This window comes from Acidobacteriota bacterium (genome assembly GCA_016715115.1).
In the GTDB taxonomy this organism is placed as follows: domain Bacteria; phylum Acidobacteriota; class Blastocatellia; order Pyrinomonadales; family Pyrinomonadaceae; genus JAFDVJ01.
Genome location: JADKBM010000013.1, coordinates 557,029 through 572,883, shown reverse-complemented (window position 1 = coordinate 572,883; position 15,855 = coordinate 557,029). Strand labels below are relative to the sequence as shown.

The following is a 15,855-nucleotide window of genomic DNA, read 5'->3' as shown; positions in this document are numbered from 1 at the left end:
GCAAATCGTCACAGCCACTTGACCGTCAGTTCTATCAGTTTGCGCTTGAAGTCGGTATACGGCGGCATCATCAGTTGCAGACTGCTCGGCAAAACCTGTTTTAGAACGCCGCGCGGGTTTGAGAACGCTTCGAAGCCGAAGCGGCCGTGGCTTTTGCCGATTCCGCTGTTGTTGACGCCCCCGAAGGGCAGGTTGCTGTTGAAGAAGTGGACGTCATTGTTGTTGATGCACGTCCCGCCCGCCCGCGTGTTGTCGATGATGCGGTTGATGTTCGAATTGTTCCGGCTGTAGATATAGAGCGCCAGCGGCTTGTCGCGCGATTCGATGAACCCGATCGCCTCGTCGATGTTCCGATACGAGAACAACGGCAACACCGGCCCGAAGATCTCGTTCGCCATCAGTTCCGATTCAACCGGCACGTCCTCGATCAGCGTCGGCTCGATGAAGTGTTTTTCGCGATTGCCGCGTCCGCCGGCGAGGAGTTTGGCGCCTTTTGAAACGGCGTCCTCGATATAGCCGATGATCCGGTCGTAATGCCTGTGATTGACGATGCGCGCGTAACTCTCGGACGTTTCCGGCTCATCGCCGTAGAATTCGACCAGTTGCCGGCCGAGCATCGCGGCGAGTTCGTCGTGCTTGCTTTCGTGGACAAAGATGTAATCCGGAGCGATGCAGATCTGACCGTTGTTGCCGAATTTTCCCCAAGCGATCATTCGCGCCGCGTTCTTGATATCGGCCGATTCGTCGACGATCGTCGGCGATTTGCCGCCGAGTTCGAGCGTCACCGAGGCCAGATGTTTGGCGGCGGCCGTCATCACGATCTTGCCAACCGACGGCGCGCCGGTGAAAAAGATGTGGTTGAACGGAAGTTCAAGCAACGCGGTCGAAACGTCGACCCCGCCCTCGAAAACGGCGACCTCGTTCTCATTGAAAAGTTCGCCGATGATCTCGCGCATTACTTTCGCGCAATTGGGCGTCATTTCCGACGGCTTGAGGATGACGCAGTTTCCTGCGGCGATCGCCGATATGAGCGGGCCGAACGTGAGATTGAACGGAAAATTCCAGGGGGAGATGATGAGACAAACGCCTTTCGGCTCGTGTTTGATCCACGAAGACGATCCGAACAGCGAGAGCGGCGTCGAGACGCGCTGCGGCTTGAGCCATCTGCGCAGGTGGCGGCCCGTATGCTTCGCCTCCGAGGTGATCGGAAAAACCTCGGTCAGATCGGTTTCGGGGGGCGCCTTTCCGAGATCCTTCTGACACGCGTCGCGAATCGCGTCGCGGTAGTCGACCTCGACGGCGCGGCGCAAAAGCCTGATCTTTTCGCGCCGTTCGCTCGCGCCCGTATTGCCGATGTTGTATTGGTTCTCGCGCTGAAGGTCGAAAACGCGCCGATATTCGCTTGCTATCGCCTGCCGTGTCGCACTCGTCATAATTCCTCCGCCTGCTTATGTGAATTATCGCAAAACGGCGGCGATTTTGTTAGCTTGCAGTTGCACAATTTCGACTTTCCATCGCGCCTCGATTCACAAAGCAACGGCTTGAATTTCGTCCCGTGATGCGACCCGTCGCAGAACGGCTGGTTTTGGCTCTTTCCGCAACGACACCAGAGGAATTTCTCCCCCTTTTCAAACTCGCAGGTCGCGGGTTCGTTCGAGACCGTCGAGATCTTGCGGTGACCGCGCGAGATCTCGCTGCCGGCTTTGTCCGAAGCGACAAGAGGATAGAAATAACTCGACGCCCAACTGTCTCGCGGATCGTTGACGAGGCCGAGAGAAACCGGAAACTGCCGGGTGAACTTCGCGGTTCCGAACAGCTGGTCCCAGATCGAGAACATATTGCCGTAATTGCCGTTCGGATCGCTGACGCCGTCGATCATCGATTTCCCGTGGTGCGAATAGTGAAATGCGGGTGTGATAAAGATTCGTTCCAGAATCGTCGTCAGCGGATTGAAGACCGGGCGGTTGTACAAGAACTCGTCCCAACGGACGGTGCTGTGGGAACTGATAATGATCAGCTGCTTAGCGATCAAGGCAAGCGCGACCGCCTGAGCTGCGCCGAGAAAGACCGCCAATCCCAGCCACCAGATATTCGGCATCAGCAAATAGTAGAGCCCGGCATTCCGGTATGAAACGAAGAAGCCCATCTCCTCGGCCTGATGGTGGGGCCGATGAAGCTTCCACAAGAATTGATACTCGTGTCCAAAACGGTGATACCAGTATTGGAGAACGTCATCGACCAGAAGATACAAGACAAAGACCAACGGCAAACTAAGATTCGCGACCGTGTTCTGAAAATCCGGGATCAGCCAATGTCCGACGAAATATGCCGAAAGCACGATCAGCGGCTTGATCGCGAATGAAAGCACGAGAAATCCGCCCGCCTCCTGGACCCAATCGCCGAAAGTCCGTTTGGACGAAGCGAGTTTGCCCGCCAACGCCTCCAAAAGGCTGAACGTCAGGACTATCCCGACGACGACGTATCCGTCGAAATTCTCGATTCCGAACAACGGCTCATTCATATTTTCGTTTGGGCAAAAAAAGAAGGGCGCCTTGATATCAAAACCGATCTACCCCCCGACAAATCGACTCTAATCAAAACGCCCGGCGGAATGAGTTAACACTCTGCCAAGACGATTATGCTACCGCTGGTAACACTTGTCAAGAATCGGCCCAAAACGCCTAATGTGTTAGGATATCAACCTAAATGAATCGTACGAGCCATTCAAAAGCCGCTGTAAGACGAACGCCGAAAGGGCGTGATGCGGTCCGGAAATCGATCCTCGACGCGACCGAGAAACTTCTGCTCAAACGCGGTCCGAGCGAGATCTCCATCCGCGAGATCGCTCACGCCGCGAAGGTCAAGCATCCGCTCATATACCGGCACTTCGGATCAAAGAACGCCTTGATAATGGCGGTTCATTCACGCGAGCTCGGCAATGTCGCAGAGATCGTTTCGAAGATTGAAAAACTGGAGGGGAATATCCTTCCGATGTTCGAAACATTCGAAAAGGACCGTTGGCGGCAGGTCGCGCTCGCCCGCGCGATGATCGACGGCGTCGATCCGCGCCTGCTCCAGAATATGTTTCCGGTAATGCAGCACCTCGTCGAACTCCTCAAGAAGCGACTTTCGGAATCGGACCGTGAAACGCGTCACGAACCGGAAGTTCTCGCGTTCGCAATGGGCGGAATGGCGATGGGATGGGTACTGTTTCAACCGTTCTTGATGGCTGCGACCGGATTGGACGGGAAATCGCCCGAAGAAATGAAAGAACTGGCCGTCGAAATGCTCGAAGAATTCGTTCAGAAAGTCTGCTGATCCCGCTCAGAACCTGTAGACCACCGCGTTGCAGTGCATCCCGGCGCCGACCGACGCCATCACGACCGTCTGGCCCTCACTGATCGAATAATCGCCGAGATTTCCCTTTCGGATCAGATCGAGCATCGTCGGGATCGTCGCGACCGACGTGTTTCCCAAGAAACCGATCGTCATCGGAAGCTTGCCGTCGAAGACGGACGGTTCGATCCCGAAAGATTCCGCCAGATGTCCGGCGATCGCCTGGATGAGTTTGTCGTTCGCCTGATGGAAAAGAAACAGATCGACATCAGCAGGCTCGATTGAGGCTTTTTCGAGCGCCTTGCGAATCACTTTCGGAACCCACGTCGTGGCGTATCGGTAAACTTCCTTGCCGTTCATTTTGAACCAACAGTGGCCGTCGAGTTCCGGATTGTTCGACTTGCCGAGATAGATGTTGCCGATGTCCCGTTGGGCGTGGGAAAAGGTCGCGTGCGCGAGGACGCCGCCTTCGCCCCTTGAAAGCACCGCGGCGCCGCATCCGTCGGCGAGGATCATCGAATCGAGGTCGTGCGGGTCGAGCAATCTCGAAGCGATCTCGATCCCGACCACCAATACGTTCTCGGCGTCACCGGCCTGGATCGACTGGTGCGCCTGGATCAGCGCCTGCAGCCAGCCGGGACAGGCGAACAGCAGATCGTAGGCGAAGCATTCGTGATTTGCTATCTCGAGTTCGTTTTTCAAATACGCCGCCATATTCGGGACCGTATGAAAGACCTTTTCGCCGATCACCATATTCCCGGCGTTATGCGCGACGATGATGCCGTCGAGTTTTTCGGGATCGATCCCCGAATCTGCGATCGCAATACGCGCCGCGTCGGTCATCAGCGGCCGCGAATCCTGATCGAACGGCACGTAGCGGCGCTCGCGGATGCCCGTGATCGCCTCGAGTTTCGCCGCCGCCTCGCTTCCCTGCCGCTCGAGTTTCGCGCCGCTTTTGTCGTAAAAAACACGATCGTTGAACGCCGAGTTCGCGACGACGAGATCGGGCAAGACACTTCCGGTTCCTTTGATAATAGTCATTCGATTTTGGATTTTGGATTTTGGATTTTGGATTTTCGATTTTCGATTTTCGATTTTCGATTTTCGATTTTGGAATTTGGAATTTGGAATCTGGAATCTGGAATCTGGAATCTGGAATCTGGAATCTGGAATCTGGAAGCCAGAATCCGGAATCCGGCTTCTCTGAAATCCGAAATCACAAACCCCAATCCAAAATCTCAATGTGCCAATTTCGCGATCATTCCGTTCGGCCCGACCGCCCAGACTGCAGTTTTGCCTTTCGCTTGAACGGCGTTGTAGTTTTCCTTGTCAAGATTCTTCCACGACGTGCCGCCGTCGGTCGAAATGTCCGAGCCGTTCGTTCCGACCGCGACGATCGTTTTCTTGTCGACAAACACGACGCCCGAACGATACCCCGACAAGCCGCTTCCGGCGATCCAGGTCTTGCCGCCGTTTTTCGTGAACGCGAGATTGCCCGCAATTTCTTCCGGCTTTTCGTAGTTCCCGCCGACGATGACGCCGTTCAGCGCATCGAAAACGGCGATCGAGAAGATTCCGCTTCCGGCAGAGCCTTTGACGATCGGCGTCTCGGCGACGACCCACGTCGCGCCGCGGTCGGTCGAACGGAAGACGCGCGCGTCGCCGCCGCCCGAAACGAGATAGGCGGACTTCGCGCCCTTTGTGATGAGGCACGTTCCGCTCGCCGCAAATGCCGCTTCCGATTCCTTGGCAGCCGGCATTTTTGTCGTATCGACCGGATTCCAGGTCTCGCCGTCGGTCGTGCGATACAGCAGATACTTGCCGTCGACAGGGTCGCTCATCGCGATCCCATTGGTCCTGTCCCAAAACGCGAAGGCATCGAAAAACGCCTTTTCGTTCGAATTTTTGAGATGCAGTTTCCAGGTCTTTCCGCCGTCGGTCGTTTTGTAGATCCGCGAACTCTCGCCATTTCCGATGCTCAGCAAAAACGCGGTGTTCTCATCAAACGCCTCGACATCGCGAAAATCGAGCTTGTCCGCATCCGGAACCTTCCCGACCGTCCAGGTCTTGCCGCCGTCGATCGTCCGTACAAAGGTGCCGCCGGTTCCGCTCGCCCAGACGACGTTTGCATTGACGACCGAAAGTCCGCGAAATCCGGATTTTGTGTCGATGGTTTGTTTTTGCCATTGCGCGTTAGCCGTGGAGGCCAGCGCCGCACCGAACATCAACAAAAGTCCAAGAATTTTCAAAGTCAAAAGTTCCTCGCAAGAATGATTTTCACGACTCACATTTGAGCATACTTCGCGATTTTCTCAAACGCCGGAACAATCGCCGCGAACGCCCGGTTCTGCGTTGACGCGCACTCCCTCGGTCGTATTCTTCTTCGCTTCGGCCTCGGTCAGGCGATAAAGTGAATCATATTTGTGATTGCGGACGATCCGATTGGCGGTGCCGGCAATCGACATCACGGTCGGCGTGTTTCCGATATTTGAAATCGTCGACGAAAATCGAATGCCGGCGCCGTTCAAATCAATCCGCTTTACTTGATTAAAATCCCGTGCGAAGTAAAATCAGTCTTGCACTTCGATTTTTGCGCCAGGAATTCAACCAAATATGTCATTCTTCCCGATTCCGAGCATGCTTTTGCGGCAGCTCTACACGAACAACAGTCTCAAGAACACCGATGGCGGCGTGCAGTTCGCACTCAAGAACCGGCTCAGCGACGGCGAATTCAGCGAATTGACCGGTGTCCGCATCGACGGCCGTGACATCGATCTCGGTTCGGTCACGCTCGATCTCGGCGACGGCGCCTTTATTCCGGCAGCATCGGTCCGCGACGTTTCATTTCCGCTCCGCACGGTCCTGACCGTGCGCTGCGCCGGGCTTCAGCTTGAGAACGGGAAACACAAGATCGGAATCGCATTCAAGGCCAAGCCCTTCGGCTCGCTGAAATTCGACGTCGGGGACTCGATCGCCGAGACCGAAAGCCTCGAGGTCCGCATCCCGCGCGACGAGACCGACGACTACGGCGAAGCGGCGATCAAGGCGCGTCAGGACTTCGTCGAACAGTATTCCGGCGCAAAGCTCGAACATCTCCGGAGTTACTCGTTCGACCCGCGGACCACGTCCGGGAATTGCGAGAATTTCACCGGCGTCGCGCAGATCCCGATCGGTTTTGCCGGACCGCTGAAAGTCAACGGCGAGTTCGCAACGGGCGAGTACCTGATCCCGCTGGCGACCACCGAGGGCACGCTGATCGCGTCCTACAACCGCGGAATCAAGGTTTTGAATCTATCTGGCGGCGTCAAATCAACGGTCGTCAGCGACGCGATGCAGCGCGCGCCGGTCTTTGTGTTCGAAGACGCGCGCGCGGGTCGAAAATTCGTTTCGTGGGTCCTCGACAATATCGACAAGATCAAGGAAGAAGCCGAAGCGACTTCGTCAGTCGCAAAACTCAAATACATCGATCCGTACACGTCGAACAAATTCGTATATCTGCGTTTCAATTACACGACCGGCGACGCCGCCGGCCAGAATATGGTCGGACGCGCGACGTTCGCCGCCTGCAGTTGGATCATCGACGCCTACGAAGAGAACAAGATCAAGCATTTCTATCTCGAATCGAACTTCGCGACCGACAAAAAGGCGTCGCAGGTCAACGTGATGCGGACGCGCGGGAAACGGGTTACCGCGGAATGCACGGTTCCGCGAAACGTTTTGATCGAACATATGCGCGTCGAGCCCGAATCGTTGGTCTATCATTCTGGCGTCGCGAATGTCGGATCGTTTATGTCGGGCGCCAACAACAACGGCGCGCATTCGGCGAACGGCATTACGGCGATGTTCATCGCCACCGGACAGGACGTCGCGAACGTCTCGGAATCGTCGGCGGGAATCATCTATTCGGAACTGACGGCGGAGAAGGATCTCTACATCTCGATCACCATCCCGTCGCTGATCGTCGCCACGCACGGCGGCGGAACGGGCCTCGCGACGCAGCGCGAATGCCTCGAAGTGCTCGGCTGCGTCGGCCGCGGAACGGTCAACAAATTCGCCGAGATCGTCGCCGGCGTCGTCCTCGCGGGCGAGATCTCGTTGGGCTCCGCGATTTCGAGCTCCGATTGGGTCTCGAGCCACGAGAAGTACGGAAGGAACCGGTAGCGGATTTTGGATTTGGGATTTGGGATTTGGGATTTGGGATTTGGGATTTGGGATTTGGGATTTGGGGACTTTGAAAAACCTGCTTGATTGATGCGACAGGCCGTTCTTGACACAGATGAACACGGATGGGTCGGGATGAAAACGATGACTTGAGACCAATTCGGCGCCATCACGGTCGAAAAGACATCTGATCTTATCCCGCCGATCCGTGTTCATCCGTGGATAAACTGCCGCCGATTTCCTTCAAGCCCGTATTCAAAGCTCCTGATTTTGGATTTTGGATTTCGGATTGTCTGAGGCTTCGCGTTTGGAGTTCCGCCTTCAGGCGGCCCGCGTTTGGACGATCGATCCGGACAACGCATGCTTGGAAATCCTGAGCAAAGAGGTAGAAACCTTCAGGGCGAAACAATACCAATGATTTTCCGGGCGTTTGCCCGTTAATGCGATCCTCTGAGTGTTTCGACGCGATCCCGACTGCGAACGGTTGGTTCAACCCAAATCACGTACGTAATAGAAAATTTCTTTCCCGCGAAACAGGCCAAAAACGCGCAAAATGGCATTTTTGATGTTGTTTTTCGCGTATTTCGCGGGAAATTGCTTTTAATGAGTAATCTGGGTTCAAACGGCTTTCGTTTGGCCCGGGCATGCCCGTTTCACCTTTTCGCTTTTTTCGGTTTTGGCGCCGGAAGAACTTTTTCGGTGATCCTGATGAGTTCGCTCAGCCATTCGCGATCCTCGATCGGGTCGGTGATCAGCAACGACGGTTTCGCGCCGGGATATGCCGCGGCCTCGGTGAAATCACCGATAAACTGCTTTCCGGCGTCGGTCGGTTTGATAAACAGCCGGTCGTCAGCGACCACTCCGACGACCTTGCCTTTGGAATACAGAGAGTATTCGCCGAACATCGCGCGATAGGACATACAGCAATCGGGATCGATTTGATCGACGATGAATTGGACTGTTTCGATTTTTGAAGCCATAGGTTTTTGCAGCCAGCGGCGCGACGCACGGGACCATTAACTCCGCTGCGGGTAAACGCCCAAGTTGTTCCGTCAACACCGGTGAAAACCACCGTCATGTAGTGCCTTCTGTTCGGCATACCGCCACCATCGTATCGTATGACATCCAACAGCCTGAGAGAGCTCAATGCCCTGTTTTCCAGGCTCGGCAGAAACCTTTCGTCAAAGCCCTGAGTGCCGTCGCCTGCATGAAGCGTGTCAAGGGAATCAACTCGATTAATCCCCATACTCAACCGCGCTGTTGTTTCGGTACAATCAACATAATCTGTATTCCCTGGACCCCGGCGTTGGTCCCTCCACGCTCCCGGATTATCTGCATCATAATTGGCCTGCTCTCCAAGTAGGGATTCCATCGTAGCGAACGCCGCACCAGTATTGATCCCCGATACGCTTCCAGACAAATCCGAGGCGAGGATACCAGTTGTGCCAAATTCGGAGCTCGTCATATTCTCAATCGCAAGCGAGATTTGCGACGTTACTGCTAACCGACAGGGGGCAGAGTTCACGCAAAGTAAAAAAGTTCTACCAAGATTTGGTTATCGTCCCTCCACTTAACCCAGCCCGAACCGGCATCTTTTTTTGGCTGTTGTGATCCATCCCAGCGAACTTTTAACCATTCGCCTCTTACTTCAACAGGATGAAAAATCAATTCTGGTGACAAATCGATATTTCTAACTTTGCCATTTGGAGCTTCCAGCAAAGGATTTTTCACTCGGTCGAATTCAATAGCAAAAACCTTCGTGATGTGTTCACCGAGAGTTTCAAACTTCAGCGTCGGGTCATCTTTCTTGACAAACTTTTTCAGCCCGTTTTCTTCATTGACTATTACTTCGTAGCGATATTTGTCTTCGCCTACGCATCTAAGAGCTAACACGAAATAGTCCTGATGAAATGAAAAAGGGCCGAATTCTTCGTTTTCGTATTCAAACTTCCCATCGCTATCGTCATAATAGAATGTGAATTCGTACCAAAGGCTTCCGTCGTCATTGTAAAAACGAACGAAGTCGTTCTTGCCATACTTGTTACTTAGGACTATCAAGCCTTTCGTATCCTTGATCGAAGACTTATCGGCTTGCACAGTTTGCGACTCGCTTTGAGCATTCGTTCTGTTTGCATTCTCATTAACGTCCCGCCGTTGTTCATTTCGATTTACTTCCGTACCGTTCGGCGGCGGAACCTGCGTGTTCGCAATTTCGGCGGAACAAGCCTGAGAAGTCAGCAAAGTTGAAAGCAAGCAAATGGCTGTCATTCTTTTCATGCAACATCACTCCTTATGCAAAATGCAATTCATCATTTGAAGATCAACTTCCTGACATTACCTTGAGTCACGACTACGACTTGGGAGTTTGTTTGGCTCCTGCCGTTCCCGCTGAAGCCGAGATGCCCGTGGTCGTTGTGTCCGCCAATAGCTTGCGGCCCAGTCAGTCCCCTATTCCGCCCTTGACTATTTCCTTGATAGTTAGCGGTGAAGCCAAACGTCGAAGCGACGTTGTAAACGGCTTGGTTGTTGGCCACGCTAAATTGTGAATCTGACCTGGCGGTTGTGCTCTGGAAACTTTCCCCATTTGTGTTTATGTACCGGAAGTCAATATCGAGACCGCTTCGATCTCCTAAATGTCCGTGTCCACCGTGGTGCCCCCGATTTCTATTCTTCTCATAAGATTTTTGCCACGGATCGCTTCCGTTTGACGACGACATGTCTCCAAACGACATAGTTATCCCGTAATCATCCTTCAATACGGCGGAAAGTCCGGACAAAGGTCGCTACGATGATCCCAAGAAATCTCAATTTACATCCTGTTTGGCGCCAAAACAAGATTTCAACGTACCGGAGATCGAAGTCCAGACGCGACCGGCTGGCTCATTTCGGCCTTGACCACATAACGAAGTTCTTGAATACGTACATCCAAGGCACTATCAGCGCGACAAAAGGCGCGGCGACAAAGACGTGCGCCATTTCATCGGCCGGCGAACGTGCTAAAGTGCCTGCCTGCCAAAGCGGATAAGCAACGACAAAAAGCCAAAGCGTTTTGTAGAAGATCATAAAGATGACCAGGGGCAGCCACTTGAGCGGCCGCAGCAGACCGAAAACACCCAAGGTCGGATATGCGGCCCAGACGCACCACGCGACCGCTTTTGTGTGGTCCCAAGGACCTTCGTGTTTGAAGATCGTCTGCCAAGCCTCGGTCGCGACGTCGATGATCATCAGGAAATAGAGAACCCGAAGCAAGTAGATGTTTATCGGGCGAACGCCCTCATATTTCTTATGGTTTGGCGTGAAAACGTATTTGAAGAATCGCATATTGCAAACTTACGCGGAGATATCCAAGATGTTGCACCGAATCAGATCTCATACAAGCCTCGCTCCTTTTTTTGTGATTTGTCTTGCTTTACGACCTGAACTTCGGAAAGTCCCGATGCGGGCGAACCCTTGATTTTGGAGAAGCTTGCGGGCCGGGGTGTCATTCCCCGACCGAGATCACGACCTTTCCGCGTGCGCGTTTGGTATCGACGTAGCGGACAGCATCCGGAACCTCGTCGAGACTAAACGTGCGGTCAATGACCGGTGCAATGTGGCCGGTCTCGATCAGCTTTGCCAGCACCTGCAGGTCGTCGCTGCCGGTTTTCGCCATGAACGAGGTGAACTTTTGACCGGTGAAAAGAGACAGCAACGGAGTCTTGAGAGAGCTTGCGATCATATTGATCATCGACGTGTCGACCCCGAGAACGCCGGCGCCGATCCATTTCCCTTCCGGCGTCAGTATGCGCCTCAACTCCAGCAGCGGTTTGTCTGAAACGAGGTCGAAGATCACGTCGAAACGTTCATCGCTCTCGAGAATATTCTCGCATGTGTAATCGATAACACGATCAGCCCCGAGGCCGCGCGCGAGATTTACGTTTCGCGTGCTGCAAACAGCGGTTACATCGGCGCCCATCCATTTTGCGATCTGCACGGCGAACGTTCCGACTCCCCCCGAAGCCCCGTTGATCAGCACCTTTTGGCCGGGAACAACACCGGCGACGTCCCGAAGGCCTTGCAGCGCGGTAATGCCCGCGACATTGACACATGCCGCCGCTTCAAATCCGATACCCGGAGGCTTTGCGACAACTTTCGACTCGCGCGGGCACGCGTACTCGGCAAACGCACCGCCGCCGGAACCTCCGAATACCGCATCGCCGGGCTTAAAGCGTGTTACATTGCGACCGACCGCCTCGACCTCGCCGGAGATATCGGCGCCGGGCCGCCTTACCTTTGTCGCGATCATCGCGAACATCAGTTTTCGCAACCACGGCGGGGCCTTCAGCAGATGACCGTCAAGCGGGTTCACGGCCGCGGCGCGGACTCGCAACAGTACTTCGTCACCGGCCGGAACGGGTTTTTCGATCTCGGCGAGTTGAAGCGTGTGTGACGGACCGTAAACGACTGCTCTCATTTATCCGGATTACGGTTTCGGGGCGCGAAAGTTTCAAGTGCGGCATCGGTCGGCTTTCAAACGGCAAGAGGGTAGCGACCCCACGAAAGTATGCGGAAAAAACGACTTCGCCGTTGGAGCCGGAACTATCGCTCGGACGAATTCGCCGGCGACCACCGTTGCAGTTCAAACAGCGAATCATTGGCCGTCCCTCTTCGGCCAAACCAAAATCGGCGGAGCTGGTCGATTTGGATTGCGCGTTTTTTCGGCATCGAATCGATGTTTGCCGCGCCGTCCGTGCATTCGTTCCGGTTGCCCGGGCCGGTGCGGGCCCGGTGCGGCATCTTGGCATAGAAGTTGCACTAATATGTGGCGGCAACGCGGATTTCGCGAACGGCCAATGAGCCATCACCCGATAATCCCCTGTTTCCAATTGACTCAGAAAATAAAGAGGTTTGTCCGCGCAGAATGGACTGACAAATCGAGTCCGGTCAAAGTGACCGAATATGTCACTCAATTTGCCCGAACAATGAAAACCGATTCCCGGGTCAACGTCGTTTCGAGGTTTCAAAAATGCGAAAAATAACAATGTTACTGGCGGCCTTGCTAATGCTTCCAGCCCTCGCGTCGACCCAGGTCGGCGCGCAGACAACCGGGACGGAAACCGTTCCCGACGGCGAAACATATTTCGAAGGGAATTTCTGGACGGGCACGCAATCGCATTCCAACGGCGGAATGCAGGTGTACGGCGGACGTTTTGCGCGCGGTTTTCGGCACAAAGTCGAACTCGGAATGGGCTTTTCGATGAGCGATCCGCACGATCCAGAATACCCGCCCGAGATCCAGCCGAGCGTGAAATGGCGCTTCTACGAAAACGAACGTCGCGGCTTGTCGGCCGCCGGCGGCGTTGTCGGTTTTGTTCCGGTCGCCCGGAGAGCCGGCACCGACGCCTTTGCGATGATATATACGAACGTCACCAAAGAAATCAAGAGCGCGACCGTGACCGTCGGCGGATACGCCCTCGTCGGACGCAACAAGGAATTCGGGTCGCGAAAAGGCTGGAATTTCGTGTATGACCAGTCAATCAACGACAAAGTGAGCTTTTCGATGCAGTGGGTGACCGGAAAAAACAGATTCGGCTACCTGACGCCCGGGTTCACCTTCTACCCGACGACGCGAAGCAATCTCTTCGTCGGATACAGTGTCGGCAATTCTGATTACGACAACCACGGGCCCTTCATTTCTTACAGCATTACCCGATGAAGCGCACGACGGGGATCACGCAATGATGAATGAACAAACCATGGACGCCGCTTTGAGTCCGGCTCACCGGATCAGGTTCGACGGTCTGACGATGGCTTTCGTCAGCGTCGTCGTTGCGGCCTACGTGATTCTGCACGGCGGCGGCTTAATTGACGACACGGACGCTTCCTCCGTCAACGACGTGCTTGAACTGCTGACGATCTCCGTCGCCGCGGTGTTGACCTGGCGCGTATCGCATCACCCGGTGGTTGATTCGGACTCCCGCCGGGCCTGGCACCTGACCACCCTGGCGTACGTCGTCTTCCTCGGCGGTAGCGCTCTCTGGTTTTATTACAGTTCGATCCTCGGCGAGGAAGCCTTCCCTTCCGCGGCCGACATTGGTTATCTTGCCTTTTATCCGCTTATGCTCGCGGCACTTCTGAACTTCCCGACGGCGCCCTACGACAGATCGGGCCGTCTGAAGTTCGGACTCGACGTCGCGATCGTGATGGTCGGCGGAGGGCTGGCTGTCTGGAGTTTTGTCGTGCAGCCGACGTTGGCGAACGCGGCATCGGCCGACGATTGGGTCGCTCCGGCAATCGCCGTTTCATACACAGTCGGCGATATGGTTCTGTTTACCGGCATCGCCACCGTGTTGATGAGGCGCGCCTTGATGATCAATCGAACGGCCCTGACGATAATAATCATCGGTCTCGTCAACATGTTTGTCGCCGACGTCGGATTCGCGTATTTGTCGCTTTCCGGCGAATACAAGGGCCACTGGATCAATATCCTTTTCATCACCGGGAACTGGTGCCTCGTTTTCGCTTCGTATTATCAGCACCGTCTGCTCTCGCGTCCCGTGACCGCCGCCGCAGAAACCGCAGAAGTTTCAGAGTGGCAGGCCCAAGGTTTCAGCTGGCTTCCCTATCTCGCGGTGGCGATCGGCTTCGGGATACTCCTGATCGAAACCCGCGAATTCTGGGGCCAATGGCTCGGCCTTATCGTTTTCGGCGCATTGGGACTGACTTTTCTCGTCGTCCTTCGCCAGATCGTCTCGAACAGCGAAAACGTCCGACTGCAGGCGGAAAGCCTGGAACGACGCAGCGCGATGCGATTCCAAACTCTCGTACAGAACTCTTCTGACCTGATCACGATTGTCGGCGATGACGAGAAGATACGGTTCGAGAGCCCGGCGATCGCGAACGTCCTCGGTTACGAACCCGACGAACTCGTCGGATCGAACCCGCTCGACCTCGTTCATCCCGACGACGGCGCGGCACGAACGGCGATATTCGAGGCACTTTTGGCCGGAGAGGGAAACGTCGTTTCGAAGGAGTTCCGTTTCAGACACAAGAACGGCTCCTGGCGAACGCTCGAAACCGTCAACACGTTCTTCGTCGATGCGCTCTCAAACGAGCCGGCGATTCTCGTCAATTCGCGCGACGTCACCAAACGGAACGAAGACGAACAACGGCTTCGCTCCTACAACGCGCGTCTCGAACGCAGCAACCGCGAGCTTCAGGATTTCGCGTACGTCGCTTCGCACGACCTTCAGGAGCCGCTGCGCAAAGTACAGGCCTTCGGGGACCGCCTTTCTCAAAAGTATTCCGCGTCCCTGACCGACGAGGGCGCCGACTATATCCGCCGGATGCGACAGGCGTCGCTGCGGATGCAGACGCTGATCAACGATCTGCTGACCTTTTCGCGGGTCACGACGAAAGCCCGGCCCTTCACGCCGACTGATCTGAACTCGGTCGTCGGGAACGTACTCTCGGATCTCGAGATCCGAATCGATGAATTGAAGGCACGGGTCGAAATCGGAGACCTTCCGCGAATCGAAGCCGACGAACTGCAGATGCACCAGCTATTTCAGAATCTCATCGGGAACGCGTTGAAGTTTCATCAAAAAGACGTGTTGCCGGTCGTCAGGGTACACGCGGAAGAAGCCCCGGATCCGAACCCCGCAACGAACCTTGCCGATGCGGTTCCGGCCTGCCGGATCGTTGTCGAGGATAACGGTATCGGCTTCGACGAGAAGTATCTCGACCGGATCTTCACGGTCTTTCAGCGCTTGCACGGCCGCGGCGAGTACGAGGGATCCGGTGTCGGGCTTGCCGTTTGCCGGAAGATCGTAGAACGCCACAACGGCGACGTGACCGCTTCGAGCTCACCCGGAAAGGGAGCGAAGTTTATCATAACATTGCCGCTCGAACAGCGTGCCGCAGAGGAATTGTATGAGCAACCATAACACCAAGGAAGTCGTCATTATGATGGCGGACGACGACGAAGACGATCGTTTGTTGGTCAAAGAGGCGTTCGAAGAGAACAGACTCGCGAACCCGCTCAAGACCGTCGAGGACGGCGAGCAGTTGATGCATTACCTGAACCGTGAGAACGGTTACGAGGATGCGGCCCGGCCGGGACTGATTCTTCTCGACCTCAATATGCCTAAGAAAAGCGGCTTCGAGGCGCTCGAGGAGATCAAGGCCGACCCGAGCCTGCGACAGATTCCGGTCATCATCCTCACCACCTCAAAGGCGGAAGAGGACATCGTCCGTTCTTACGATCTGGGAGTCAATTCCTTCATCGTCAAACCCGTTACGTTCGACGCTTTGGTCGAAACCGTGCGCGAACTCGGAAAGTATTGGTTCAACATCGTGGAACTCCCGGCCGGAAGATGA

At 55.1% G+C, this 15,855-nt stretch carries 15 protein-coding genes; 5 read left to right on the top strand and 10 right to left on the bottom strand.

Annotated features, from left to right (window positions below):
* Window positions 1-8: 8 nt before the first annotated feature.
* Both IPN69_17415 and IPN69_17410 read right to left on the bottom strand, forming a co-directional pair.
* Window positions 9-1,433 carry an aldehyde dehydrogenase family protein gene (locus tag IPN69_17415; protein MBK8812491.1) on the bottom strand — a complete coding sequence of 475 codons (1,425 nt, stop codon included), beginning with the start codon at window positions 1,431-1,433 and terminating at the stop codon, window positions 9-11.
* Complete coding sequence (locus tag IPN69_17410) at window positions 1,430-2,521, bottom strand: sterol desaturase family protein (protein MBK8812490.1); 1,092 nt, start codon at window positions 2,519-2,521, stop codon at window positions 1,430-1,432. The genes IPN69_17415 and IPN69_17410 overlap by 4 nt, the downstream gene beginning before the upstream one ends.
* A 185-nt stretch (window positions 2,522-2,706) precedes the next feature.
* Between IPN69_17410 and IPN69_17405 the strand changes: the two genes are divergently transcribed.
* Complete coding sequence (locus tag IPN69_17405; protein MBK8812489.1) at window positions 2,707-3,318, top strand: TetR/AcrR family transcriptional regulator; 612 nt, start codon at window positions 2,707-2,709, stop codon at window positions 3,316-3,318.
* A gap of 6 nt (window positions 3,319-3,324) precedes the next feature.
* Here the strand turns inward: IPN69_17405 and IPN69_17400 are convergent, their stop codons facing one another.
* From IPN69_17400 to IPN69_17385, 4 genes are all read right to left on the bottom strand, one after another.
* A complete protein-coding gene (locus IPN69_17400) occupies window positions 3,325-4,377 on the bottom strand; it encodes a 3-oxoacyl-ACP synthase III family protein (protein ID MBK8812488.1) in 1,053 nt (350 codons plus the stop codon).
* On the bottom strand, window positions 4,374-4,565 hold the full coding sequence (locus IPN69_17395; protein ID MBK8812487.1) for a hypothetical protein: 192 nt from the start codon (window positions 4,563-4,565) through the stop codon (window positions 4,374-4,376). The genes IPN69_17400 and IPN69_17395 overlap by 4 nt, the downstream gene beginning before the upstream one ends.
* 9 nt (window positions 4,566-4,574) lie before the next feature.
* Window positions 4,575-5,585 carry a glycosyl hydrolase gene (locus IPN69_17390; GenBank protein ID MBK8812486.1) on the bottom strand — a complete coding sequence of 337 codons (1,011 nt, stop codon included), beginning with the start codon at window positions 5,583-5,585 and terminating at the stop codon, window positions 4,575-4,577.
* Window positions 5,586-5,648: 63 nt separating this feature from the next.
* Window positions 5,649-5,864, bottom strand: a complete 216-nt coding sequence (locus IPN69_17385; protein ID MBK8812485.1) for a hypothetical protein — start codon at window positions 5,862-5,864, stop codon at window positions 5,649-5,651.
* Between the two features lie 85 nt (window positions 5,865-5,949).
* On the opposite strand from IPN69_17385, the gene IPN69_17380 reads away from it, so the two are divergent.
* Complete coding sequence (locus tag IPN69_17380; protein MBK8812484.1) at window positions 5,950-7,497, top strand: hydroxymethylglutaryl-CoA reductase; 1,548 nt, start codon at window positions 5,950-5,952, stop codon at window positions 7,495-7,497.
* 653 nt (window positions 7,498-8,150) lie between these two features.
* Here IPN69_17380 and IPN69_17375 read toward each other — a convergent pair.
* From IPN69_17375 to IPN69_17360, 4 genes are all read right to left on the bottom strand, one after another.
* Window positions 8,151-8,477, bottom strand: a complete 327-nt coding sequence (locus IPN69_17375; protein MBK8812483.1) for a TfoX/Sxy family protein — start codon at window positions 8,475-8,477, stop codon at window positions 8,151-8,153.
* A gap of 541 nt (window positions 8,478-9,018) precedes the next feature.
* The gene (locus IPN69_17370) at window positions 9,019-9,774 is read right to left on the bottom strand and encodes a hypothetical protein (protein MBK8812482.1); all 756 of its coding nucleotides are present in this window, start codon (window positions 9,772-9,774) and stop codon (window positions 9,019-9,021) included.
* 603 nt (window positions 9,775-10,377) lie between these two features.
* Window positions 10,378-10,818 (bottom strand): hypothetical protein, encoded by a 441-nt coding sequence (locus IPN69_17365; protein MBK8812481.1) that lies wholly within the window; start codon window positions 10,816-10,818, stop codon window positions 10,378-10,380.
* A gap of 160 nt (window positions 10,819-10,978) precedes the next feature.
* A complete protein-coding gene (locus IPN69_17360) occupies window positions 10,979-11,950 on the bottom strand; it encodes an NAD(P)-dependent alcohol dehydrogenase (GenBank protein ID MBK8812480.1) in 972 nt (323 codons plus the stop codon).
* A 552-nt stretch (window positions 11,951-12,502) separates the two neighbouring features.
* On the opposite strand from IPN69_17360, the gene IPN69_17355 reads away from it, so the two are divergent.
* Genes IPN69_17355 through IPN69_17345 form a run of 3 tightly spaced genes read left to right on the top strand, consistent with a single transcriptional unit; the run spans window position 12,503 to window position 15,855 of the window.
* Window positions 12,503-13,192: a hypothetical protein gene (locus IPN69_17355; GenBank protein ID MBK8812479.1), complete on the top strand. Its 690-nt coding sequence runs from the start codon at window positions 12,503-12,505 to the stop codon at window positions 13,190-13,192.
* Between the two features lie 25 nt (window positions 13,193-13,217).
* Window positions 13,218-15,422 carry a PAS domain S-box protein gene (locus IPN69_17350; protein MBK8812478.1) on the top strand — a complete coding sequence of 735 codons (2,205 nt, stop codon included), beginning with the start codon at window positions 13,218-13,220 and terminating at the stop codon, window positions 15,420-15,422.
* Window positions 15,409-15,855 (top strand): response regulator, encoded by a 447-nt coding sequence (locus tag IPN69_17345; protein ID MBK8812477.1) that lies wholly within the window; start codon window positions 15,409-15,411, stop codon window positions 15,853-15,855. The genes IPN69_17350 and IPN69_17345 overlap by 14 nt, the downstream gene beginning before the upstream one ends.